Genomic DNA, 23,409 nt, shown 5'->3' on the forward strand with positions numbered 1-23,409 from the left:
GTCACGCCCCTCCGAGTGCCGCGGAGACCACGTCGCGGGCCTCCTCCTGGATGCGCGCCAGGTGCTCCGCGCCGCGGAAGCTCTCCGCGTAGATCTTGTAGACGTCCTCGGTACCCGATGGCCTGGCCGCGAACCAGCCCGACTCCGTCGTGACCTTCAGCCCGCCGAGCGGCTCGCCGTTGCCCGGCGCGCAGGTGAGCCGCTCGGTGATCGGCTCGCCGGCGAGCTCGGTCGCCGTGACGTCGTCGGCCGAGAGCTTGCCGAGACGGCTCTTCTGCTCCCGGGTCGCCGCGACGTCGGTGCGCGCGTAGGCCGGGTCGCCGAAGCGGCCGGTCAGCTCCCGGTAGTGCGCGCTGGGCGTCGACCCGGTGACGGCGGTGATCTCGGAGGCGAGCAGCGCCAGGATGATGCCGTCCTTGTCGGTCGACCACGCCGAGCCGTCGAAGCGCAGGAACGACGCCCCCGCGCTCTCCTCGCCGCCGAACCCGACGGAGCCGTCGAGCAGCCCGGGCACGAACCACTTGAACCCGACGGGCACCTCCAGCAGGGTCCGGCCCAGGTCGGCGGTGACGCGGTCGATCATCGACGAGCTCACCGCGGTCTTGCCGACGGCCGCGCCGCCGGGCCAGCCGGGCCGGTGCGCGAAGAGGTAGCCGATCGCGACGGACAGGTAGTGGTTGGGGTTCATCAGCCCGCCGTCGGCGGTGACGATGCCGTGCCGGTCGGAGTCGGCGTCGTTGCCGGTGGCGATGCGGTACTCGGGGTTCTCGGCCATGCGCGCCACCAGCGACGCCATGGCGTAGGGCGACGAGCAGTCCATCCGGATCCTGCCGTCCCAGTCCAGCGTCATGAACGCGAACCGCGGGTCGACCTCGGGGTTGACGACGGTCAGGTCCAGCCGGTGCCGCTCGGCGATCGCGGCCCAGTAGTCGACGGCCGCGCCACCGAGGGGGTCGGCGCCGATGCGCACGCCCGCCTGCCGGATCGCGTCGAGGTCGACGACGTTCGGCAGATCGTCGACGTAGCCGGTCAGGTAGTCGTGCGGCCGGGTCGTGGCCCGCGCCAGGGGCACCCGGCGGACCCCGGCGAGCCCGGCCTCGAGCAGTTCGTTGGCCCGGTCGGCGATCCAGCCCGTCGCGTCGGTGCCGGCCGGCCCGCCGTGGGGCGGGTTGTACTTGAAGCCGCCGTCGGCGGGCGGGTTGTGCGACGGGGTGACCACGACGCCGTCGGCCAGCCCGGAGGTGCGGCCGCGGTTGTGGGTCAGGATCGCGTGCGAGACCGCGGGGGTGGGGGTGTAGCGGCCCGCGGCGTCGACCAGCACATGGACGTCGTTCGCGGCGAAGACCTCGACGGCGGTCGTCCAGGCGGGCCCGGACAGGGCGTGGGTGTCGCGGCCGAGGAACAGGGGGCCGTCGGTGCCCTGCGCGGCCCGGTACTCGACGATCGCCTGGCTCGTCGCGGCGATGTGGTCGTCGTTGAACGTCGTCGTGAGCGACGAGCCGCGGTGGCCCGAGGTGCCGAACGCGACGCGCTCGGCGACGACCTTCGGGTCGGGGTGGCGGTCGCGGTAGGCGGCGTACAGCTCGTCGAGATCGACGAGGTCCTCGGGGCGCGCGGGGGTGCCGGCGCGCGGGTGCGGAGCCATGGTCACAGCCTGCCGCATCCCGCCTCGCGCGCAAGGGGTGCCCGGGTCGCCCGGGCCGTCAGCCGCGGACCAGCCGGGGGAGCAGCGACGACGCGATCGTGATCATCGCCGCGGCCGCCAGCACGAGCACGGCGAAGTCCAGCCAGAGCCGCGCCGGCGTGCCGATCAGGAGCCCGCGCAGCGCCTCCACCTCGTAGCTGAGCGGGTTGACGTGGTTGATCACCTGCAGCCAGCCGGGCATGAGCTCGACGGGGTAGAGGGCGTTCGAGGCGAAGAACAGCGGCATCGTGATCGCCTGCCCGATGCCCATCAGGCGGTCGCGGGACAGCACGAGCCCCGCGATCGTGATCGACAGGCAGCAGAAGAAGGCCGACCCCAGCAGCAGCGCGACGACCACCCCGAGCCAGTGCAGGGGGTTGGGGGACAGTGCCACCCCGAGGACGAGCGCGAGGAGCAGCACGACGACCGCCTGCGCCACGGCCCTGACCCCGGCCGCGAACGCCTTGGCGGTGACCAGGGCCATCCGCGGCGTGGGGGTGACCAGCAGCTTCGACAGCACCCCGGCGTCGCGTTCCCAGATGATCTGGATGCCGTAGAAGATCGCGATGAACAGTGCCGACTGGGCGAGGATGCCCGGGGCGAGGAAGTCCAGGTACGGGGTGTCCCCGGTCGGGATCGCGTGGATGCGGGTGAACACCTGGCCGAACACGAGCAGCCACAGCGCGGGCTGGACCGCCCGGGTGACCAGCTCGGAACGGTCGTGGCGCAGCCGCTGGAGCTCGACCAGGCACATCGTCGCGACGCGGCGGGCCGCGGTCGCGAGGGTGCCGAGCGGGCCGGGGTCCTCAGCCGAGGCGGCCGGCGGTGCGACGGGCAGCACGGACATCGCGCAGTCCTCCGGATCGGTCGGCGAGCGTGTCGCCGGTGTGGTGGCGGAACACGTCGTCGAGGGTGGCGTCGGGGCCGAGAGCGCCCCGCAGGTCGGCGGGGGTGCCCAGGGCCTGGACCCGGCCACGGTGCATGAGGGCGATCCGGTCGCACTGGGCGTCGGCCTCCTGCATCGCGTGGGTGGTGACCAGGACGGTCATCCCGGTCGCGAGGCGGATGTCGGTGATGCGGTCCCACACGCCGTCGCGGGCGACGGGGTCCAGCCCGACCGTCGGCTCGTCGAGCACGAGCACCCGCGGTGCGCTGACCAGCGCCTGGGCCAGCTCCAGGCGCCGGACCATGCCGCCGGAGTAGGTCTTGACCTGCCGGTCGGCGACGTCGAGCAGGTCGACGGCGGTGAGCACGGCGTCGACCTGGGCGTCGCGGTCGTGGCGGGGGACGTCGAAGAGCCGGGCGAACAACGCGACGTTCTCCCGCCCGGAGAGCGTGCCGTCGGCGGACAGCTGCTGCGGGACGTAGCCCAGCAGCCGGCGCACCGCGCTGCGCCGACGGGCCACGTCGATGCCGAACACCTCGATCGCGCCGGGCGGGGCGGGGAGCAGCGTCGTGATCATGCGGATCGTCGTGGTCTTGCCGGCGCCGTTCGGCCCGAGCAGGCCGAACACCTCGCCGGGCCGGACCTCGAGGTCGATGCCGTCGACGGCGACGGTGTCGCCGAAGGCCTGGCGCAGGCCGGTGCAGCGCACGGCCGGGACGTCGGCGGGGGGTCCGGCGCCGATGGCGGTCATCGAGCCTCCTCGGGGGATCGGGTGACGGGAACGGGGAGCTCGTCGAGGGTGCCGGCGAGCTTGTCGAGGATCGGCAGCGCGGCGGCGAGCACGGCCTGCTCGTCGGCGCCGAGCGTGCGCAGCCCGGCGGTGACCAGCTCGGTACGGGCGGCCCGCCAGCGGGCGAGGCGCTCCCGTGCGGCGGCGGTGAGCTCGAGGCGGGCGGCGCGGCGGTCGTCGGGATCGACGGTGCGGCACAGCAGGTCGGCGGCGACCAGCTGGTTGACCAGGGTGCTGACGGTGTTGGGCGCCAGGTGCAGCCCCCGGGCCGCCGCGGCGACGCCGATGCCGGGCTCGCGCTCGACGAGCTGCAGCAGCTCGACCTGCGCCCCGCGCAGCGGGACGGTCCCGGGGAGCTGCTCGCGCAGCCTGCGACGGACGACGCGGCGCAGCCCGAGGACCGCTGCCATCAGCTCGTCGCCACGGGGGAGGGACACGCCGGAACCATACCTCCGAGTCAGAGCTATTGCCTAATGGCAAGTATCACGTCTCGACGGGCGGCGTGCTCAGGCGGACGAGGCGTAGTACACCTGCATGACCACGCCCATCACGATCGCCGCGACCCCGACGACCAGCGCGGCGATCCACACCCCGCTCGCGCCGCGCCGGCGGGCGAGCACCGCGAGGACGATCGCGGCGAGGCCGAGTGCGTAGCCCGCCAGCGGCATGAAGTACCCGGACGCGACACCCGCGACCGCGATGACGACGGCCGCGACGGCCTGGGTCGAGGCCTGGCCCATGCCGCGCTGGGGTTCCGCCGCAGGCGCGGGGGCGGGCGTGGCGGGCTTCGGCGCGGTACGGGGCGCGGGTCGGGCGGCCGCGGGCCGGGACGTCCCGCCGCGACCCTTGCCGCCCCGGTTGTTCTTGGCCATCGCTGCCGCCCCTGCCGTCACTCGATCCGGTATCCCGACCGGGCACCACCGTACCGAGGCCGCCTCAGCGCGGTGCGCGGGCGAGGACCTCCCCGTTCGGGACGGTGAACCAGCCGTCGGGGTCGGCCGCCCAGGCCCGCCAGCCCGCGGCCATCTCCGCGAGCTCGGATGCGGACGCGATGCCGCGTTCCACCGCCTGCTGTGCCACGCGCGAGGTCGTGATGCGGTCGGCCCAGAGCCCGCCCCACCAGGCGCGCTCGTCGGGCGTCGCGTAGAGCCAGACCGACGCCGAGGCCGTGACCTCGGTGAAGCCTGCCTGCCGTGCCCAGGCGTGGAGCTTGCGGCCCGCGTCGGGGTCGGCGCCGTTCGACCGGGCCACGGCCCGGTACGTCGCGAGCCAGGCGTCCAGCCGGTCGTCGGCCGGGTACCACGTCATCGCCGCGTAGTCGGCGTCGCGGACGGCGACGACGCCGCCGGGGGCGAGGACCGACCCCATGGCGCGCAACGCCGCCACCGGGTCGGTGAGGTGCTGCAGGACCTGGTGGGCGTGCACGACGTCGTAGCGCCCGGCGCCCGGGTCCAGCGCGTACACGTCGGCGACTGCGAACTCCAGCGTCGTGATCCCGGCGCCGGCCGCGCGGGCCTCGGCGAGCGGGTCCTCGACGGGCTCGATGCCCAGCGTCCGGCCGGGCGCGACGAGCCGTGCGAGGTCGGCGGTGATCGTCCCCGGCCCGCAGCCGACGTCGAGCAGCGAGAGCCCTGGCCGCAGGTGCCCCAGCAGGTAGCCGGCCGAGTTCTGCGCAGTGCGCCAGCGGTGCGAGCGCAGGACGCTGTCGTCGTGCCCGTGGGTGTAGACGTCCTGGTCAGACACGGGTGGCCCCCTGAGGCGTCGAGACCGCCGCGTCGAGCGCCGCGCGCATCGGCTCGACCGGCCCGGCATGCCCGGTCATCAGCGTGACCTGGGCGACGGCCTGGTGCAGCAGCATCGACAGGCCGCTCACGACGGCGCAGCCCGCCACGCCCGCCGACCGGGCCAGCGGCGTCGGCCAGCCCGCGTAGACGGCATCGAGCACGGCGGTGCCGGGCGTCCAGACCGTGTCGACCAGGACGTCGGCGGCCCCGGGCGGCAGCGTCGAGACGACGACCCCCGCCCCGGCCAGGGTGCCCATGGCGACGCGCGGGTCCGCGAGATCGGCGCGCACGTCGGGGGAGACGCCCAGCCGCTCGGCGGCCGTCCGCAGGTCGGCGGCCCGGGCGGGGTCGCGGACGAGGACCCGCGGTGCGGGGTCGCCGAGGTCGCGCAGCGCCGCCAACGCCGCGCGCGCCGTGCCGCCCGCGCCGAGGACGACCGCGTCGCGTGCCGTCCGCACCCCGGCCTCGCGCAGCGCCGCGACGATGCCCGCGACGTCGGTGTTCTCGGCGACCCGGCCCGCGGCGGACAGGACGAGGGTGTTGGCCGCCCCGGTGGCCGCGGCGAGGTCCGACACCGTGTCGGCGACGTCGAGGGCGACGCGCTTGAGCGGCATCGTCAGCGACAACCCGGCCCAGGTCGCGTCGAGGCCCTCGACGAACGCGGGCAGGCCCGCCTCGTCGCACTCGTGCAGCCCGTACTCCCAGCCGGTGAGGCCGAGCGCGGCGTACGCGGCGCGATGCAGGACGGGGGACAGCGAGTGCGCGACGGGCGAGCCGAGCACGGCGGCGCGGCGCACCGGGCCGGTCTGTTCCGGGGTCGCCGGTTCCACGGGCATGTCCGGCAGTATGCGCACCGCCGCCGCGCGGGCACTACGCGGGCGGCGCACCCCAGCTGCGGAAGCGCTCGACGGTGACCTTGCCGGCGCCGGGGTCGGGCTCGCCGGCATCGGCGCGCGCCGTGAACCGCCGCACGCCGTACTCGACGCCCGCGAGCGTCATCGCCGACTCCGAGCAGCCGATGCCGTACTTGGCGCGGACCCGCTCGTCGGCGATGGTCATGCACTCCCGCGTGCGGGCTAGGAAGTCGTCGAGTGAGTACTGCGCACCCGCCTCGAAGTAGTCCTTGACGATCAGCGAGGGCGAGTAGAACGACTGCGTCGACCCGTCCGGCCAGCGGACGTCGAACAGGACATCGGGCACGGTGCTCCTCGGAGTGCGCGGCCACGCGGGGATCGGGAGGGGTCGACCGACCACGCCGTCGATCACCGACAGGTTAGGCGACGCCGGTCACCTGCGACGAGACCCCGGCCCGCGGCCCCCGCCCGGCGCTCCGGGAGACTGCGCGCGTGGCGGGGCGTGGGACGGGTGGGACGGTGCTGGTGCTCGGCGGGCGCAGCGAGATCGGGGTCGCGGTCGCCGAGCGGCTCTCGGCCGCCGGTGCCGAGCGGGTCGTCCTCGCCGCGCGGCGCAGCGCCGAGCTCGACGACGAGGAGCGCCGGATCCGCGCCGGCGGGGCGGCGGTCGAGCGCGTCGAGTTCGACGCCGACGACCTGGCCTCGCACCGGCCGCTGCTCGACGACCTCGTCACCCGGCACGGTCGTCTCGACGTCGTCGTCGTCGCGTTCGGGATCCTCGGGCAGCAGGCCCGCGCCGAGACCGACGCCGCCCACGCGGTCGAGATCGTGCACACCGACTACGTCGCCCACGTGCACGTCCTCACCCACCTGGCGCAGGTGCTGCAGGCGCAGGGAGGTGGGCGGCTCGTCGTGTACTCCTCGGTCGCGGGCTGGCGGGTCCGGCGGGCGAACTACGTCTACGGCTCGGCCAAGGCGGGCCTCGACGGCTTCGCCAGCGGGCTGGCCGACGCCCTGCACGGCAGCGGCGTGCGGATGCTGCTGGTGCGGCCGGGGTTCGTCGTCGGCCGGATGACGGCGGGCATGACGCCCGCGCCGCTGTCGAGCACGCCCGAGCAGGTGGCGGACGCGACCGTCGCCGCGATGGCGCGCGACAGTCGTGAGCTGTGGGTGCCGGCAGTGCTGCGGCCGGTGTTCTTCGGGATGCGGCTGCTGCCGCGGGCGGTGTGGCGGCGGCTGCCCCGCTGAGGGTCGCGGCCTCGCGCAACGGCCCGTGTGCGGCGCGGGGTGTGGGGCGCGGGGCGGCGCGGGGCGTGGGGTGCGGGAGTGCGGGCAGGTGCGCGGCGTGGGTTGTGTGCGGCGCGGAGTCTGGGGCGGCGCGGAGTCTGCGGCGGCGCGGGTGTGCGGCGGCGCGGGTGTGCGGGCAGGGGGCGGGCGCTGTGCGGCGTGCGGGTCCGGAGGACCGATCGCGGGCCCTGCGAGTCGGGTCGGTCCTGCCTGTGTGCCGTGGCCGACGGGGTGATCACCGGAACCGGGACATGAGCGCCGGCCGTGGCGCGGATGTCCCGCAGCTGGCGATCTCCACTGGTTGGGGCGGTGTCCCGCGGGCGCGGCGGCCCGGGTGCGGCGGCCCCGGGTGTGGCGGCCCAGATGCGGCGGCCCTGGGTGCGGCGTCTCGCCGGATGCAGCGGCCCGCTCGGGTCCAGGACACCTTGGCCGCCGGGACGCGCGGACGATCACGGCGTTGCGGTCGGGATGGCGGCCGAGCCGCGGGCTCCGCGGAGATGATCACCGAATCCGGGACGTCAACGCAGTATGCGGCGCTCATGCCCCGCCGACGACGATCATGCTCCGGCGGCTGGGGCCCAGCGGCGACGACGCAGCGGGACGACCGATGGGCACGCCGCAGGGGACGACGCAGAAGTACGACCACCAGCCACGCCGATCACGGCTCACTGCTGCTGATCGCCGAAACGGGGACATGAGCGCGGTATATGGCGTCCATGTCCCGCACACGGAGATCACCCGGGCCGCTGCGAGGCCGCCGAAGACGGCTACGACGTGGGCGCGGCTGCGTCGTGGTGATCGCCCGGACGGGTACATGAGCGCAGCATGGGTCCGTTTCCCTGACGGGGCGCTCAGCGGGTCCGTGCGGGACCGCCGATCGCGGCCCACGACCTCTGGTGATCGCCGAAACGGGGGCGTGAGCGCGGTATTCGGCGTCCATGTCCCGCACCCGGCGATCACGGGGTCTGTACGGGACCGCCGGCCGCGGTCCATGACGCGGGTGATCGCCAAAACGGGGACGTGAGCGCGGTACATGGCGCCTATGTCCCGGACACGGCGAGCACCCGGGCCGGTGGGGGACCGGCGGCCACGCTCGATGATGCTGGTGATCGCGGAAGGGGGGACGTCGAGCGCGGTATCCGGCGTTCATGTCCCGCATCCGGCGATCACCCGGGCTGGGTGGGGCCGCCGGCCACGGCCCACGACGCGGTGATCGCCAAAACCGGGACATGAGCGCGGTATGCGGCGTCCATGTCCCGCACACGGCGATCACTCCGGGTCCGCGCCGATCACAGGACCCTTGGACCCTGGACGCAGGACCGCAGGGCCGCTCGACGCGCACGACTTCGCAGCCGAGCTGCACCCCGCTGCCGCTACGGCCGCCGCCCGGCACGGCCGCCCGCCGCGACCGCCGCCGTCTGCCTCGGTCCGCCACCTGCTTCGGCCCGCCCGCTGCGACCTCGGCTACGGCACCCGGACGGGACCTGGGTCTAGGTCGCGGCGGGTGGGGCACCCGCGGCGGGCTGCGCCGTCGCGCCGGGCGCGGACGCGGGCGGAGCCGTGGCGGAGGCCTGCTCCGCGGACGGTGCCGGCGGTGGGGTCGGGGCGGTGCGCTCCTCGGCGTCGGCCCGCAGCTCGGCCTTGAGGATCCGCGTGGACTGGCCGAGGCTGCGCGCCGCGTCGGGCAGCCGTTTGGCGCCGAACAGCAGCATCGCGACACCGATCACGATCAGCCAGTGCCACCAGCTCAACTCACCCATGACGGTTCCTCCTCACCATGACCGCGTGCCGGTCGGCCGCGTTCCAGTCTGCCTTCCGCAACGCCGTGGCGGCGGGCCGGGTGCGAATTCATCGGTGCATCGAGGCAAATCCGGCGGAATTATGCAGCGTGATTTCCGCGAATCGTCGCCATTGCGCCGCCGATGCGACCGTTCTCCTTTTCACGACGTTCGTGCGTGCTGTCCGGGACGCGGCGCGGCACGGCGGGACGAGCCGGTCAGGAAGGTCGCGACCCGCCCGGGCCGGTCGTTCCGGACGGGCTCCGGCCTGGTAGACACGCACGGGTGAAGGTGAAAGGTGCGCTCGGCCGACTGGTCGTGATGATCGTCGCGGCCGGGCTCGTCGGCGCCGCGATCGCGTTCCCGTTGGTCGGCGGGGCCGGGGTGGTGGCGGGGCAGGTCGCCGATTCCGCGGTGGGCTCGACGAGCGACCTGGAATCGGGCGTCATGCCCGCGGCGACGACGGTGACCGATTCCGCCGGCACGCCGATCGCGTACCTCTTCGACCAGTACCGCATTCCCGTCCCGGCCGACCGCATCTCGCCCGCGATGAAAGCGGCGATCGTCGCGATCGAGGACAGACGTTTCTTCGAGCACGGCGGTTTCGACCCGCTCGGCGCTGCCCGGGCGCTCGTCAACAACTCCAACGGCGGCGCGACGCAGGGTGCCTCCACGCTGACCGAGCAGTACGTCAAGAACTACGACCTCTACGTCGCCGCGCGCACCGAGGCCGAACGGCGGGCGGCCGTCGCCCCGAGCTATGCCCGCAAGCTCAAGGAGGCCGAGCTGGCGATCAGCCTCGACCACCGGGTGAGCAAGGACGACATCCTCGCCGACTACCTGAACATCGTGTACTTCGGGAACGGGGCCTACGGGGTCGGCGCCGCGGCGCAGGCGTACTTCGGGACCACCGCCGACCGGCTGACGGTCGCGCAGGCCGCGCTGCTCGCGGGCATGGTCCAGAGCCCCACCGAGTACGACCCGATCCACCACCCGGAGGCGGCGACGGGCCGGCGCAACGTCGTGATCGAGCAGCTGCGCCAGCAGGGCTCGGTCGACGCCGGCCAGGCAGCGGCGGCGGCCGCCGAGCCGCTCGGCGTCGCCGCGGTGCCCACCGCGCCCGCGGAGGGCTGCATCGGCGCGGGCGACGCCGGGTTCTTCTGCTCCTACGTCGTGTCGTACCTCGCGCAGTCGGGGATCACGCAGGACCAGCTGGAGTCGGGCGGGTTCACGATCCGCACCACGCTCGACCGCGGGGCGCTCGACAAGCTCAAGGCCGCGGTCGACGGGCAGGTGCCGCCGACGCAGCCCCACGTCGCCGACGTCATCTCCGTGATCACGCCTGGTGCCGACGGCCACCACGTCCTCGCGATGGCCGCGAACCGGACCTACGGCAACAAGCCCGGGCAGTCCAGCTACGGCCTGCCCTACGTCCCGGAGAACATGGGCGCCGGGTCGGTCTACAAGATCTTCACGGCGGCGACCGCGCTCGAGCAGGGCGCGCTCGGGATCAACACCGTCATCCCCGTGCCGCCCAGCGGGTACACCTCGCCGATCTACCGGGGACCGAGCGGCACCCCGATCCCGGTCCGCAACGACGGCAACTACGCCGACCAGCTGCCGCTCACCGACGCGCTGGCGGAGTCGCCGAACACGGCGTTCGTCAAGCTGGAGGAGACGACGGGGGTGCCGCCCGTCGTCGACATGGCCGAGCGGCTCGGCCTCACGTCACTGGCGACGACGCCGGCGTCCCGCGCGCCGGGCGCACCGTCGATCGGCGACGTCGCCCGCCGGCAGCGGCAGGCGTCGTTCACCCTCGGGGTCTCGCCGACGAGCTCGCTGGAGCTGGCCAACGTGATGGCGACGCTGGCCAGCCACGGGACGTGGTGCCCGCCGAGCCCGGTGCTGTCGGTGACCGACCGGTCCGGTGTGCCCGTCACGGTCACCCAGCCCGCGTGCAAGCAGGTGCTCGACCCGGGGATCGCCGACACCCTGATGAACGGGCTGAGCCGCGACGACGCTCCGGGCGGGACGTCGGCCGCCGCCGCCGGGTCCGAGGGCTGGGACCGGCCGGTGGCGGCGAAGACCGGGACGACGCAGGAGTACAAGTCCGCCGCGTTCGTCGGGGCGACGCCGCAGCTCGCGGGCGCTGCGATCGTGTTCGACGACAGCAACGCCCCGCGCCCGATCTGCGACGGCACCCCGCCGTTCAGCTGCGGGTCCGGCAACATCTACGGCGGCAAGGTGCCCGCCCGGACCTGGTACCGCGGCGTCGGCGACATCCTCGCGGGACAGCCCGTCGTGCCGCTGCCCCCGCCCGACCCGCGCTACCTCGGTCAGCAGCCCTGACGCCGGCCCCCGGTCAGGACCACGCAGCAGCGCCCGGGTGCGGGGTCGAGGACGGCCGTCGTCGCGTCGGCGCCGCGCTCGGCGAGCACCGCACCCACGAGGTGCAGGCTCATCCCGCAGGTCAGGTCGGGATGGTCGACGGCGAGCCGGTGGAACGGGCAGTTCGCGAGCGTCGTGACCGCGCCCTCGTCCCGTGGCTCGAAGCCCAGCGCGGCCAGGACGGTGAGTACGTCGTCGCCGCTCTCGCGGGCAGCCTGCGTGCCCGCGGCCGCGGCGGCGGTGCGCACGGCCTCGCGGATCGGTGTGCCGTGGGATGCCGAGTCCTCCGCGGCGGCGGCGAGCACCGCCGCGGCCAGGGCGTAGCGACGGTCGGGGACGGTGACGTCGAACTCCCGCGCGGAGCGGCGGTACAGCTTGGTCGGGCGCCCCGCGCCCGGTCCGCGCCGGGTGCCCAGTCGGCGGAACTCGGTGTCGAGCAGCCCGTCGGCGGCCAGCCGGTCGAGGTGGAACTTGGCGGTGTGCCGGGGCAGGCCGGTCGCGGCCGCGGCCTGGTCGCGGCTCACCGGTTCCGGCTGCGCGACGACGTAGCGGTAGAGGGCACGGCGCTGGGGTTCGGCGAGCGCGCTCACGCTCTCGATCTGCGCGGCCAGGTCCGGCACGGACCGCCTCCTTCTAAAGGACAGAACTGTTGACGCAAGAGAAGTCCGGGTTCTAACGTTAAGCGTAGCGTCCTTTAGAAAATGGGGGTACCGCATGAACGGCGACAGCGCTCTGGCCGAGGCGGTCGTACGACCGCTGCGGGTGGTCCCGCCGGACTCGGGAATCGATCTCGGCCGGGCCGAGCGCGCCGCCCGGGACTTCCTCGTCGCGCTGGGTGTCCCCGTCGACGGCGACGCCACCGCCGGCACCCCCGGCCGGATGGCCCGCGCCTACGCCGAGATGTTGGCGCCGCGGTCGTTCGACCTCACGACGTTCGCCAACGACGAGGGCTACGACGAGCTGGTCCTCGCCCGCAGCATCCCCGTGCAGTCGGTGTGCGAGCACCACATGCTGCCCTTCGTCGGTGTCGCGCACGTCGGCTACCTGCCCGGCGAGCGGATCCTGGGGCTGTCCAAGCTCGCCCGCGTCGTCGAGCTGTTCGCCCGGCGGCCGCAGGTGCAGGAACGCCTGACCAAGCAGGTCGCGGACTGGCTCGACTCGCAGCTCGCGCCGCGCGGGGTCGGGGTCGTCGTCGAGGCCGAGCACATGTGCATGTCGCTGCGCGGGGTGCGGGCCGACGGCACGAGCACGATCACCTCGACGTTGCTCGGCACCCTGCGCGAGGATCCGCGCTCGCGCGCCGAGTTCCTCGCGCTGACGATGCCACGACCAGGAGGCGGACATGTCTGAGGCGGGTTCGGGCCGAACCGTCGTCGTCGCGGGCGGTGGGCTCGCCGCCGCGAAGACGGCGGAGGCGTTGCGCGGCGAGGGGTTCGAGGGCTCGATCGTGCTGGTCGGGGCGGAGGCCGTCGTGCCGTACGAGCGCCCGGCGCTGTCCAAGGGCTATCTGCAGGGCAGCGCCGAGCGCGCGTCGCTCGACGTGCACCCGGCGGACTGGTACGCCGACAACGCCGTCGACCTGCGGCTCGGCGCGGCCGTCACGGCCCTGGACGTCGCCGGGCACGCGATCACGACGGCCGACGGCGACCGCACCCGCTACGACACGCTCGTCCTCGCCACCGGCTCGCGCGCCCGCCGGCTCGACCTCCCGGGCGCCGAGGCGGCCGGGGTCCACCACCTGCGCGACGTCGGCGACAGCGAGCGGCTGCGCGCCGCGCTGCACCCGGGTGCGCGGGTCGTCGTCGTCGGCGGCGGGTGGATCGGGCTGGAGACGGCGGCCGCCGCGGTCACGGCCGGTGCGCAGGTGACCGTCGTGGAGGTGGCGGAGCTGCCGCTCGTGCGGGTGCTCGGGCCGGAGGTCGCCCGGGTGTTCGCCGACCTGCACCGGGCGCACGGCGTCGACCTGCGCTGCGGTGTGGGGGTGCGCGACGTCGTGGCAGGGGACCGTGGCGAGGGCGCGAACGTCGTGCATCTCGACGACGGCACCGCGCTGCCGGCCGACGTGGTCGTCGTCGGCATCGGGGCGGCGCCGAACGTCGAGCTCGCCCGCGACGCGGGCCTCGAGCTCGGCGGTCGCGACACCGGCGGCGGGGTGTGCGTCGACGAGCACCTGCGTACCTCGCACCCCGACGTGCTGGCCGTCGGCGACCTCGCCGCGGCGTGGAACCCGTTGCTGGGCAGGCGGATCCGCGTCGAGCACTGGGCCAACGCGCTCAACCAGCCCGCGGTCGCCGCGCGCACCGCGCTGGGCGTGCCCGCGTCCTACGACCGGCCGCCGTACTTCTACACCGACCAGTTCGAGCTCGGGATGGAGTTCACCGGCTGGTTCGACCCGACCCAGCCCTACGAGCTCGTCGTGCGCGGCGATCTCGACAGTCGCGAGTTCGTGGCGTTCTGGCTGGTGGAGGGCGTCGTCGCGGCCGCGATGAACGTGAACGTGTGGGACGTGACCGAGCATCTGGGACTGCTCGTCCGCAGCCGGGCGACGCTGCCCGCCGCACACCTGGCCGACCCGGCGGTCGCCCTCGCCGATCTCGCCGAGGGCTGATCAGAGCCGGTCGAGGGCCTGGGTGAGGTCCGCGACGAGGTCGCGGGGGTCCTCCAGGCCGACCGAGAACCGCAGGTGTCCCCACCGCCGGAACTCCGGCGGGTAGAACCGGGCGCGCTCGTCGTCGGCCGCGACGTGCACGATCAACGACTCGTCGTGTCCCAGCGACACCGCGGACGTGATCACCCGCAGGTCGGCGACGAACCGGTTCTGAGCGGCGGCGTCCCCGCGCACGGCGAAGGCGAGCATGCCGCCGAAGCCGCCGTCCAGGGTGCGTACCGCGAGCGCGTGCTGGGGGTGCGAGGCCAGGCCCGGGTAGGCGACGTAGGCGACGCGCGGGTCGGCCTCCAGGAACTCGGCCAGCTCCAGCGCCGACGCGCAGTGCCGGCGCATCCGCAGCGGCAGCGTCACGGCGCCGCGCATGATCAGCCACGCGTTGAACGGACTGATCGTGGCGCCCGCGTTGACCATCGCCTCGGCCCGGAGCCGCTCGACGAGCTCGGCGCGCCCGATCACGGCTCCGCCCATCGCGTCGCCGTGCCCGTTGACGTACTTCGTCAACGAGTGCACCACGAGGTCCGCGCCCAGCGCGAGCGGGCGCTGCAGCACCGGTGTCGCGAAGGTGGCGTCGACGCTGAGCAGCGCACCCGCGTCGTGCGCGATCGCCGCGACCGCCTCGACGTCGGTGATCCGGGTCGTCGGGTTCGCCGGTGTCTCGACGTGGACGAGCCGGGTCCGCGGGCGGATCGCCGCCCGGACGGCCTCCGGGTCCGACGAGTCGACCAGCGTCGCGGTGATCCCGTACTTGCGCGGCAGCAGCTCGGTGAGCAGTCGGTACGTCGCGACGTAGGTGACGTCCGAGCAGACGACGTGGTCGCCCGCCTCCAGGAACGTGAACAGGACCGCGTGCAGCGCGCCGACGCCGCTGGCCAGCGCGACGGCCGCCTCGCCGCCGTCGAGGGCGGCGAGCTTGTCCTCGAGCCAGCCCTGGTTGGCGCCGCCGTTGCGGGTGTAGAGCGCCGTGTCGGTGCCCGACCACGACAGCTGCGACGGGTCGTCGGGCAGCGCGTAGGAGTTGGCGGCGACGATCGGGCGGCGGATGGCGCGCGTCCCGGGGTCGACGTCGTTGCCCGCGTGGACGGCGAGCGTGGCGAGGTGGGGTGGCTCCTGCATACGCTCGTTCTAGCCCTGGCACGGGATCCACGGGCGCGGGGGAGGGGCCGGTGGCGGAACGGCACGAGCCGGTCGTCCATGAGTCGGTCGTCGAGGAACAGATCCGGTTGGCCGCCGAGCGCGGCGCGTTCGAGAACCTGCCGGGCAAGGGCAAGCCCCTGCGCCTCGACGGCCCCGACGACGACAACTGGTGGGTCCGGCGCTGGATCGAGCGCGAGGGTCTGTCCGGCGACGCCCTGCTGCCCACATCGTTGTTGCTGCGCAAGGAGATCCAACGGCTGCCCGGCACCGTCGCGGCGCTGCGCGAGGAGGCCGAGGTCCGGGCGGTGGTCTCGGACCTGAACCGGCGGATCGCCGGCTGGCTGCTGGCGCCGACGCCGCCGAACGTGCCGCTGTCCCCGGTCCGTGCCGACGACGTCGTCGCGGACTGGCGGCGTGTCCGCGCAGGTGGCGGTGACGGGGCCGCCGATGAAGTTCGACACCCGGTAGAAGACGTGGCGGAGGGGTCGGGCAGAGTGGGCGGTGCCGTCGACACCGACCCGGGAGCCGCACCGATGACCGCCACCTCGCCGACCGCGCCGACCGACCCGACCAGGCTGTCCGGGCCCGCCCGGGCGTTCCGCGCCGTCGCGATCGCCGAGGCGTGCTCCTGGCTGGGCCTGCTGATCGGGATGTTCGTCAAGTACGTCGTCGTGTTCGACGACATCGGGGTGAAGATCTTCGGCCCGATCCACGGCGCGCTGTTCGTCGCCTACCTGGTGGTCACCGTCGTCGCGGCCCGACGCCTGGAGTGGTCGCTGCGCACGACGCTCCTGGCCCTCTTCGCGAGCATCCCGCCGCTGTTCACGCTGTGGTTCGAACGGTGGGCGATGCGCACCGGCCGGCTCGCCGTGCGACGCTCCGCGTCGGCCGTCGCGCCGGCCTGACCCCGGCGCTCAGGAGGTGTCGCCCAGCGTCCAGTACACCGGCCGCAGCAGGTCGGCCAGCTTCCTGCCGCGTACCGCGATCGCGAACCCGGGGACCTGGTCGAGCAGCGCGTCGGGGGCCGTCGGGACGGGGACGACGCGGCGCGCGTCGTCGAGCCCCGGGCCCGCGGCGAAGAAGTCGTCGAGCACCTCGGCCAGCGGCGGCGCCGCCGGCTCCTCGGCACCCGGACCCGCCGGTCCCGTGGCGTCGTGCGCCGCGACCGCCGCCCGGCGCGAACGCAGGTTGGCCAGCAGCGTCTCGCGGTCGCGCCCACGCAGCGCCAGCACCTCGAACGGGTCGGCGTCGAACCGCTCGGCGAGCAGGTAGAACACCGCCGCGAGGTGCTTGCAGGGAACCGCGTGGTCGGGACATGAGCAGTCCATCACGAGGTCGCGACCGTCGGCGGGGAACAGGGCCAGCCCCAGCGTCGCGAACAGGCCCTCGATCTCCGGCGGCATCGAGCCGGCGAGCAGCGTCGCGGCGTACCAGGCGTCGGCCGCCAATGCCTCCTCGACGCGCGCCCATTCCGGCTTCCCGTACGTCGTGACGCCGATCCGCACCCGGTAGGGCTCCGGGCGGCTGCCCTGCACGGTCGCGGTCACCGAACCGGGGTCGACGCGCATGTCGAGCGTCTGCCCGGCGCGGGCGTAGCTGCGCCCGCGGGCGAGGCGCCCACCCGCGACGAGGCTCTCGAGGACGGCCAGAAACCGGGCCGACCACCACGTGCGCGCCACCGCGCCGCGCGTCGCGTGGATCTGGATGCCACCGGTGACCGGACGCGGCCTGCCGCCGGCGTCGGCGTCGCGCCACCAGAACGGGTCGGGTTCACGCGCCACGGGGCACCCCCTGCCCGTCGGGATCGTCGGCCGGGTCGGCGAGCGCGTCGCCGCTGAGCGCGAAGACCTCGCGCAGCCTCTCGGTCGAGAGGTCGGCCAGCTCGCCCACCCAGTTCTCGCCGTCGCCGATCACCTTGCCCGACAACGCCTTCTTCGAGGTGATCAGGTCGTCGATGCGTTCCTCGACGGTGCCGGGGCAGACGAGCGTGCGGACCTGCACGTTGCGCCGCTGCCCGATCCGGAACGCCCGGTCGGTGGCCTGGTTCTCGACGGCCGGGTTCCACCAGCGGTCGAGGTGGACGACGTGCGAGGCCGCCGTGAGCGTGAGGCCGGTGCCGCCCGCCTTGAGCGACAACAGGAAGATCGCCGGCCCGTCGGGGGACTGGAAACGCTCGACCATCTCGTCGCGGCGCTTCTTCGGGGTGCCCCCGTGCAGGTAGAGGACCTCCTGGTCGAAGCGCCCGGACAGGTGCGGCACCAGCATCGAGGCGAACTCGGCGTACTGGGTGAAGCACAGCACCTTGTCGCCCTCGGCGAGGATGCTCTCCAGGATCTCCTCGAGCCGGGTGACCTTGCCCGACCGCCGGCCGATCGGCGAGCCGTCGTGCAGCAGCTGTGCCGGGTGGTTGCACACCTGCTTGAGCTTGGCCATCGCGGCCAGCACGTTGCCGCGACGGGCGATGCCGTCGGTGCCCTCGATGCGGTCGAGCATGTCGTCGACGACGGTCCGGTACAGCGACGCCTGCTCGCGGGTGAGCCGGTAGTGCTGGGTGATCTCGATCTTCTCCGGCAGGTCGTCGATCACGCCGGGGTCGGTCTTGACCCGGCGCAGCAGGTAGGGCGCGACGAGCCGGCGCAGCAGCGCGGCGGCCTCGTCGTCGCCGTAGCGCTCGACGGGGATCGCGAAGCGCTGCCGGAAGCGCTCGGCGCTGCCGAGCATGCCGGGGTTGAGGAAGTCCATCACCGACCACAGCTCGGCCAGCCGGTTCTCGATCGGGGTCCCGGTGAGCGCGACCCGGTGCCCGGCCGCCAGCCTGCGGACCGCCCTCGCGGACGCGGCCAGGCTGTTCTTGACCATCTGCGCCTCGTCGAGCACCACCCGGTGCCATCCGCGGCGCTCCAGCAGCTCGACGTCGCGCACCAGGGTGCCGTAGGTGGTGACGACGACATCGGCGGCCGCGGCGGCTGCGTCGAACTCCTCGCCGGCGCCGCGGTCGCCGCCGTGGTGGACGAGCACCCGCAGGCGGGGCGCGAACCGGGCCGCCTCGCGCTCCCACGTGCCGACCAGCGACATCGGGCAGACCAGCAACGTCGGCGCGTGCCGGTCGGCGTCGCGCTCGTAGGACTCCAGCGCGAGCAGCTGGACGGTCTTGCCCAGGCCCATGTCGTCGGCCAGGCAGGCGCCGAGCCCGAGCGCGGACAGGAACGCGAGCCACGACAGCCCGCGCTGCTGGTAGGGCCGCAGCGTGGCGGTGAACCACGACGGCGGCTCGACCGGGCTGAGCGTGTGCTCGGCCGAGCCGTTGATGAGGTCGCCGAGCCAGCCGGTGGCCTCGACGCCGGTGACGGGCAGTGGCGCGTCGGCGGGCGGGGCCGCGGCCATGGCGACGACCTCGCCCGCGCTGCGCCGTCGCCCGGCGTTGCGGCGCATGAACTCCAGGCCGGCGCGCAGCTGGTCGGGGTCGACGGTCACCCACTGGCCGCGCAGCCGTACGAGCGGAGCCTTGGTGGCGACGAGCTCGGCGATCTCGTCCTCGTCGAGGATCTCGTCGCCGACGGCGAGCTGCCAGCGGAACGCGGCGAGCTCCTCGCGGCCCAGCCCGCCCCGGACGACGACGCCGGGCGCGGCGGTCGAGCTCGCCGAGAGCCGTAGGCCCAGCCGGCGACTGCCGTCCCACCCCGCGGGGAGCTCGACGTCGAACCCCTCGGCGAGGAGCCTGCCGGCGACCTCGGTGAGGAACTCGGCGGCGCCCTCGACGTCGAGCGGCAGGACCTCGGGGCAGGCCGACCGCAGCGCCCGCGTGAGCCGCGGGTAGACCAGCGCGGCGCGGCCGAGCTCGGCCAGCAGCAGCTCCTGCGGTTCGCCGATGAGCCGGGTCAGCGTCGTGCCCGCGCCGTCCCAGATCCGGGCCGCGGGCACGAGCAGACTCGGGTCGTCGGTGGAGCGCAGCGAGAACTGCAGCTCCCACCTGGTGCCGTCCCCGGTCTGGTCGGTGCTCGGCGCCAGCTGGTTCTCGGGATCGGCCGGGTCGTCGAGCACCGGGATCTCGGCCAGCCGGAACGACGCCCGCGCCGGGCCCGCGGCGTCGGCCCCCACCTCGTCCCACGCCGCGACGGCGCGGGCCAGCTCGTCGAGCTCCGGGCGCCCGACGCCGGCGGCACCGCCGATCCGCCCGTCCGGGGAGACGAGCGCGGTGAGCCACGACTCGGCGACTGGCGCGACGGCGGGCGCCCGGCCCCGCCGCGGCGGCAGGACGGCGACGGGTTCGTCGGCACGGGCCAGCCGGTCGCGCACCGCGGCGTCGGTGAGGACGGCGAGCGCGTCGGTGAGCAGGGTGTGGGGGTCGTGGCCGCGGACGTCGGGCGGGGCGCCGGGACCCGACCGGGGGCGGCGCTCGGCCCGCCCGACCGGTGGCACACCCGCGACCAGGCTCTCGAAGGCCACCGCGTCGAGGCCCTGGACGACGGGCCGCCAGCGCGCGTACGCGACGCCGCCCTCGCCGGCGGCGAGCGTCGGCAGGACGCGGCCACGACCGGCGAGGTCGTCGGCGAGGTCGAGCACCGCGCGCAGGTGCGCGACGGAGGCGCCGTAGCGGACCTCGGGGACCGGGTCGCGCAGCTCCGCCGCGTCGACCGCCAGCGCCGGCACCGTCCACGGCAGGAGCTCGGGTGCCGCCCGCGGGCGCCGCACCGGCCCCGTCCGGACGAGCTCGGGCGAGGCCAGCGGACCCGAGGGCCGGCCCGGCAGCAGCAGCACCAGGGACGCTGCCTTGCCGGGGTGCAGCGCCGCGAGCTCGCCCGACGGCACCGCGAACGGGTGTGGGCGGGCCGTGCGCAGCGACCGGGCGCTGGTGGTGGCCGGCCGCTCGCCGTCCTCGGCCCACAGCAGCACTCCCCGGCCGGGGGACCACAGGGCATGGACGACGAGCACCCGGACAGGCTACGACCGCCCACCGACGATCTCCGGCGGGCGCCGGGGTCGTGAGCGGCGATGGTCGCTCCAGCGACCATCGCCGCTCACGGGCTGTACTCCGGGTGCTTCTCGATCCAGCTCCGGATGAAGGGGCAGTCCGGGCGGACGCGCAGCCCGCGGGCACGGGCGGCGTCGAGCGCGCCGCGGGCCAGCACCCCGCCGAGGCCGCGACCGCCGAACCGGTCGTCGACCTCGGTGTGGGTGAACACGATCAGCCCGTCGTCCAGCGTGTAGAAGGCGCGGCCCGCGACCTCGTCGCCGACGAGGACCTCGAAGCGGGACCGCTCGGGGCGGTCAACGACGACCGGCGCGGGCTCCGCCACGTCGGTCACGACGTCGCCCCGCCCAGGTCGCCGTGCGGGACGTAGCTCGCCGGGATCACGCCGAGCTTGCCCTTCTGGTAGTCCTCGAAGGCCTGCAGCACCTCGGCCTTGGAGTTCATGACGAACGGGCCCGCCCACGCGACCGGCTCCTGGATCGGGCGGCCGCCCAGCACGACGACGTCGAGGCCCGCCAGCCGCGACTCCTGCTTGTTCGCCCCGTTGACGGTGATGACGTCGCCCGGCCCGAGCACGACGAGCTGTCCGGTCTCGATCGGCTGCCCGTCGGGCCCGATGCTGCCCGCGCCGGAGAGCACGTAGACCAGCGCGTTGAAGTCGCGGCGCCACGGCAGCCGCAGCTGCGCGCCGGGGCTGATCGTCGCGTGCATCATCGCCATCGGGGTGCGGGTCGAGCCGGGACCGGTGTGCCCGGCCAGCTCACCGGCGATGACCCGGATCAGGGCGCCGCCGTCGGCTGTGGTGAGCAGGGCCGCCTCGGCCGCCCGCAGGTCCTGGTACTTCGGCTCGCTCCACTTCTCCGCCCTGGGCAGGTTCACCCACAGCTGCAGTCCGTGGAAGAGGCCGCCGCTCGCGACGAGCGCCTCCGGGGGCCGCTCGATGTGCAGCAGCCCGCTGCCCGCGGTCATCCACTGCGTGTCGCCGTCGGAGATCGTCCCGCCGCCGCCGTGGGAGTCCATGTGCTCGAAGGTGCCGTCGATGATGTAGGTGACGGTCTCGAAGCCGCGGTGCGGGTGCCACGCCGTGCCCTTCGGCTCACCGGGTGCGTACTCGACCTCGCCCATCTGGTCCATGTGCAGGAACGGGTCGAGGTCGCGCAGGTCCACACCGGCGAAGGCGCGGCGGACCGGGAACCCCTCGCCCTCGTAGCCGGTCGGCGCGGTGGTCACCGAGCGGACGCGGCGGTCCAGGTCGGTGGGCCCGGCTTCGGGAACCCGGGCGAGCGTGGTGATGTCGGCGACGGTGACGGCCGGCATGGCGACCTCCTCGTGTCGTGAGCACCCTCTGTCAGTTGAGCGTGCAACTATCTCGTCGAACGGTGCCGGGGCTCCCGGCATTCCCGGCCCGTTCAGACGAGCGCGGTCCGCAGGTGCGCCCCGAGCGCCGCGCCGTCGGCGACCGACTGCCCGTGGCTGAACGCCAGCACGGAGTGGTCCACCTCGGCGAGGCGGCGGACCGTCTGCCGGCAGAGCCGCGCGTCGTTGCACAGCGCCCGCGGCGAGACCCGCATCCGTCCGACGTTCATCAGCGCGTCCCCGACGACCAGCACCCCGCTCGGCTCGTGCAGCAGGGCGACGTGGCCGGGGGTGTGCCCGGCCGTCGCGAGCACGTGCAGCCCGCCGTCGAGCGCCTGGCCGTCGGTGAGCTCCTCGGCGACCGCCACCGGCGGGAATGTCCCCTTGCCGAGCCGGGCCATGATCCGCCCGCCCCGTGTCGACGGGTCGAACCGCGGACCGGCCCCGGCCAGGGCGAACGAGACGTCGTCACCGTGCAGCGCGACCGGGGCGCCGGTCGCGGCGGCGAGGGCGGCGGCACCGCCCGCGTGGTCGGGATGGGCGTGCGTGACGACGATGCGCCGGACGTCCGACGGCGTCCGCCCGATCGCGGCCAGACCCGCGAGCACCCGCTTCGGTGCTCCCGGCAGCCCCGTGTCGACGAGCGTGACCTCGCGCCCCGGGCCCTGGGTGAAGACGAACGTGTTGAGCCACGGGCCGCGGACCGTGGGCAGCCGCCACGCTCCCTCGGCGAGCGGTACGGCGAGCGGATGGGCCATGTCGTCGCAGCGTAGACCCGCCACAATGGACCGGTGCCCGCGATGAGCGACGACGACCGGCGCGCCCGGGTGGCCGCGTCCCCGGTGGCCCGGCTGGCCACCCTGCGCGCCGACGGCACCCCGCGCCTCGTCCCGGTGACGTTCGTGCTGCTCGACGGCCTGCTGTGGAGCGCGGTCGACGACGTCAAACCCAAGAGCGGCAGGCGGTTGGCCCGGCTCGACGACGTCGACCGGGACCCGCGGGCGGCCCTGCTCGTCGACCACTACGACGACGACTGGGACCGGCTGTGGTGGGTGCGCGTCGACGGCACCGCCGAGATCCGCGACGCCCCCGCGTGCCGCCCCGCACTGGACGCGCTCGCGGCCAAGTACCCCCGCTACCGCGACGCCCCGCCGCCCGGCCCGGTGCTCGTCCTCACGCCGGAGCGCTGGGCGGGCTGGACGGCGCGGTGAGGCCGGCCACGAAGGCCGCCACCGCGGCGAGGGTGTCGTCGCGGCGTTCCAGGTGCGGAGAGTGGCCGCAGTCGAGCAGCAGCAGCTCGACCGGGCCCGCCGCGAGATCGCGGACCGCCTCGACGTGGGCGACCGTGCCGTAGACGTCGGCCGTGCCCTGGATCGCCAGTACCGGGCAGGTGATCCGCGGCAGCTCGCCGGTGATGTCCCAGGACCGGAACCCCGGGTCCAGCCACACGCCGACCCAGTTGCCGAACATGACGTCCGGGTCGTCGTGGTGGCGGGCCATCCGCGCGCGCAGGGCGCCGTCGTCGAACGCCGCGCGGGTCGTGGCGATCGAGGCGAGCCCGCCGTCCTCCACGAACACGTGGGGCGCGAGCACCGCAACGCCGGTCAACGGCAGCTGCGACGCCGCCGCCAGCAGCGCGATCGAGCCGCCGTCGCTGTGTCCGACCAGGATCGGGGACGCGATGCCGAGCGCGGCCAGCACGGCGGGCAGCACCTCCCGGGCTTCCACGTGCATGAAGTCGGTCCCGCGCGGCGCGGCGGGCGGACCGGAGCGGCCGTGCCCGAGCCGGGAGAAGGCGACGGTGCGCCGCCCGGTCGCGGCCGCGAGG

The 23,409-nt window shown here is 74.7% G+C and carries 23 protein-coding genes and 1 pseudogene; 7 read left to right on the forward strand and 17 right to left on the reverse strand.

The window, feature by feature from the left end; all coding sequences use genetic code 11:
• Position 1: 1 nt before the first annotated feature.
• The 8 genes from pgm to PSD17_RS27545 all read right to left on the reverse strand — a co-directional run bounded on the left by pgm (position 2) and on the right by PSD17_RS27545 (position 6,344).
• Positions 2-1,645 carry a phosphoglucomutase (alpha-D-glucose-1,6-bisphosphate-dependent) gene (gene pgm, locus PSD17_RS27510; RefSeq protein ID WP_339125173.1) on the reverse strand — a complete coding sequence of 548 codons (1,644 nt, stop codon included), beginning with the start codon at positions 1,643-1,645 and terminating at the stop codon, positions 2-4.
• Positions 1,646-1,703: 58 nt separating this feature from the next.
• Positions 1,704-2,531, reverse strand: a complete 828-nt coding sequence (locus tag PSD17_RS27515) for an ABC transporter permease (RefSeq protein ID WP_103380221.1) — start codon at positions 2,529-2,531, stop codon at positions 1,704-1,706.
• Positions 2,491-3,321, reverse strand: a complete 831-nt coding sequence (locus tag PSD17_RS27520; protein ID WP_339125176.1) for an ABC transporter ATP-binding protein — start codon at positions 3,319-3,321, stop codon at positions 2,491-2,493. The genes PSD17_RS27515 and PSD17_RS27520 overlap by 41 nt, the downstream gene beginning before the upstream one ends.
• Positions 3,318-3,797, reverse strand: coding sequence for a MarR family winged helix-turn-helix transcriptional regulator (locus tag PSD17_RS27525; protein WP_013675734.1), 480 nt, complete (start codon positions 3,795-3,797; stop codon positions 3,318-3,320). The genes PSD17_RS27520 and PSD17_RS27525 overlap by 4 nt, the downstream gene beginning before the upstream one ends.
• 69 nt (positions 3,798-3,866) lie before the next feature.
• Positions 3,867-4,232, reverse strand: coding sequence for a hypothetical protein (locus PSD17_RS27530; protein ID WP_103380222.1), 366 nt, complete (start codon positions 4,230-4,232; stop codon positions 3,867-3,869).
• 64 nt (positions 4,233-4,296) lie between these two features.
• Positions 4,297-5,103 (reverse strand): methyltransferase domain-containing protein, encoded by an 807-nt coding sequence (locus tag PSD17_RS27535; RefSeq protein ID WP_339125178.1) that lies wholly within the window; start codon positions 5,101-5,103, stop codon positions 4,297-4,299.
• Complete coding sequence (locus PSD17_RS27540; RefSeq protein ID WP_339125179.1) at positions 5,096-5,980, reverse strand: shikimate dehydrogenase; 885 nt, start codon at positions 5,978-5,980, stop codon at positions 5,096-5,098. The genes PSD17_RS27535 and PSD17_RS27540 overlap by 8 nt, the downstream gene beginning before the upstream one ends.
• 34 nt (positions 5,981-6,014) lie before the next feature.
• Entirely contained in the window at positions 6,015-6,344 is a 330-nt protein-coding gene (locus PSD17_RS27545) for an MSMEG_0570 family nitrogen starvation response protein (protein ID WP_013675730.1), read from the reverse strand.
• 173 nt (positions 6,345-6,517) lie between these two features.
• Here PSD17_RS27545 and PSD17_RS27550 point away from each other — a divergent pair, with 173 nt between their 5' ends.
• Positions 6,518-7,246: an SDR family NAD(P)-dependent oxidoreductase gene (locus PSD17_RS27550; RefSeq protein ID WP_445261041.1), complete on the forward strand. Its 729-nt coding sequence runs from the start codon at positions 6,518-6,520 to the stop codon at positions 7,244-7,246.
• 1,529 nt (positions 7,247-8,775) lie between these two features.
• Here the strand turns inward: PSD17_RS27550 and tatA are convergent.
• Positions 8,776-9,045, reverse strand: a complete 270-nt coding sequence (tatA, locus tag PSD17_RS27555) for a Sec-independent protein translocase subunit TatA (RefSeq protein ID WP_339125181.1) — start codon at positions 9,043-9,045, stop codon at positions 8,776-8,778.
• A gap of 303 nt (positions 9,046-9,348) precedes the next feature.
• On the opposite strand from tatA, the gene PSD17_RS27560 reads away from it, so the two are divergent.
• Positions 9,349-11,412, forward strand: coding sequence for a transglycosylase domain-containing protein (locus tag PSD17_RS27560; protein WP_339125183.1), 2,064 nt, complete (start codon positions 9,349-9,351; stop codon positions 11,410-11,412).
• Here PSD17_RS27560 and PSD17_RS27565 read toward each other — a convergent pair.
• On the reverse strand, positions 11,400-12,071 hold the full coding sequence (locus tag PSD17_RS27565) for a helix-turn-helix transcriptional regulator (protein WP_013675726.1): 672 nt from the start codon (positions 12,069-12,071) through the stop codon (positions 11,400-11,402). The genes PSD17_RS27560 and PSD17_RS27565 overlap by 13 nt on opposite strands.
• A gap of 94 nt (positions 12,072-12,165) precedes the next feature.
• Here PSD17_RS27565 and folE point away from each other — a divergent pair, with 94 nt between their 5' ends.
• Both folE and PSD17_RS27575 read left to right on the forward strand, forming a co-directional pair.
• Positions 12,166-12,801: a GTP cyclohydrolase I FolE gene (folE, locus tag PSD17_RS27570; protein ID WP_013675725.1), complete on the forward strand. Its 636-nt coding sequence runs from the start codon at positions 12,166-12,168 to the stop codon at positions 12,799-12,801.
• Positions 12,794-14,059, forward strand: a complete 1,266-nt coding sequence (locus PSD17_RS27575) for an NAD(P)/FAD-dependent oxidoreductase (RefSeq protein ID WP_339125185.1) — start codon at positions 12,794-12,796, stop codon at positions 14,057-14,059. Before folE ends, PSD17_RS27575 begins: the two co-directional genes overlap by 8 nt.
• Here PSD17_RS27575 and PSD17_RS27580 read toward each other — a convergent pair whose 3' ends face one another.
• Positions 14,060-15,232 (reverse strand): trans-sulfuration enzyme family protein, encoded by a 1,173-nt coding sequence (locus tag PSD17_RS27580; RefSeq protein WP_339125186.1) that lies wholly within the window; start codon positions 15,230-15,232, stop codon positions 14,060-14,062. It lies immediately after the preceding gene.
• A gap of 50 nt (positions 15,233-15,282) precedes the next feature.
• On the opposite strand from PSD17_RS27580, the pseudogene PSD17_RS35465 reads away from it, so the two are divergent.
• Positions 15,283-15,510 (forward strand): annotated as a pseudogene (locus PSD17_RS35465) (DnaJ family domain-containing protein); the annotation flags it as partial.
• A gap of 276 nt (positions 15,511-15,786) precedes the next feature.
• Positions 15,787-16,158 carry a DUF3817 domain-containing protein gene (locus tag PSD17_RS35470; protein WP_049803704.1) on the forward strand — a complete coding sequence of 124 codons (372 nt, stop codon included), beginning with the start codon at positions 15,787-15,789 and terminating at the stop codon, positions 16,156-16,158.
• A gap of 9 nt (positions 16,159-16,167) precedes the next feature.
• Here PSD17_RS35470 and PSD17_RS27590 read toward each other — a convergent pair whose 3' ends face one another.
• From PSD17_RS27590 to PSD17_RS27610, 5 genes are all read right to left on the reverse strand, one after another.
• A complete protein-coding gene (locus tag PSD17_RS27590; protein ID WP_339125188.1) occupies positions 16,168-17,034 on the reverse strand; it encodes an SWIM zinc finger family protein in 867 nt (288 codons plus the stop codon).
• Entirely contained in the window at positions 17,024-20,185 is a 3,162-nt protein-coding gene (locus PSD17_RS27595; RefSeq protein WP_339125190.1) for an SNF2-related protein, read from the reverse strand. The genes PSD17_RS27590 and PSD17_RS27595 overlap by 11 nt, the downstream gene beginning before the upstream one ends.
• Before the next feature lie 86 nt (positions 20,186-20,271).
• The gene (locus PSD17_RS27600) at positions 20,272-20,559 is read right to left on the reverse strand and encodes a GNAT family N-acetyltransferase (RefSeq protein WP_339125191.1); all 288 of its coding nucleotides are present in this window, start codon (positions 20,557-20,559) and stop codon (positions 20,272-20,274) included.
• Positions 20,556-21,542, reverse strand: coding sequence for a pirin family protein (locus PSD17_RS27605; RefSeq protein ID WP_013675718.1), 987 nt, complete (start codon positions 21,540-21,542; stop codon positions 20,556-20,558). Before PSD17_RS27605 ends, PSD17_RS27600 begins: the two co-directional genes overlap by 4 nt.
• Positions 21,543-21,634: 92 nt before the next feature.
• Positions 21,635-22,339 (reverse strand): MBL fold metallo-hydrolase, encoded by a 705-nt coding sequence (locus PSD17_RS27610; protein WP_339125193.1) that lies wholly within the window; start codon positions 22,337-22,339, stop codon positions 21,635-21,637.
• Between the two features lie 42 nt (positions 22,340-22,381).
• Between PSD17_RS27610 and PSD17_RS27615 the strand changes: the two genes are divergently transcribed.
• The gene (locus PSD17_RS27615; protein ID WP_339125209.1) at positions 22,382-22,792 is read left to right on the forward strand and encodes a TIGR03668 family PPOX class F420-dependent oxidoreductase; all 411 of its coding nucleotides are present in this window, start codon (positions 22,382-22,384) and stop codon (positions 22,790-22,792) included.
• On the opposite strand, the gene PSD17_RS27620 is transcribed toward PSD17_RS27615, so the two are convergent.
• On the reverse strand, positions 22,755-23,409 hold a 655-nt coding region (locus PSD17_RS27620), incomplete at its 5' end, for an alpha/beta fold hydrolase (protein WP_339125194.1). The two genes, PSD17_RS27615 and PSD17_RS27620, sit on opposite strands and share 38 nt — an antisense overlap.

It is taken from the genome of Pseudonocardia sp. D17 (genome assembly GCF_036984265.1).
Taxonomy (GTDB): Bacteria; Actinomycetota; Actinomycetes; order Mycobacteriales; family Pseudonocardiaceae; genus Pseudonocardia; species Pseudonocardia benzenivorans.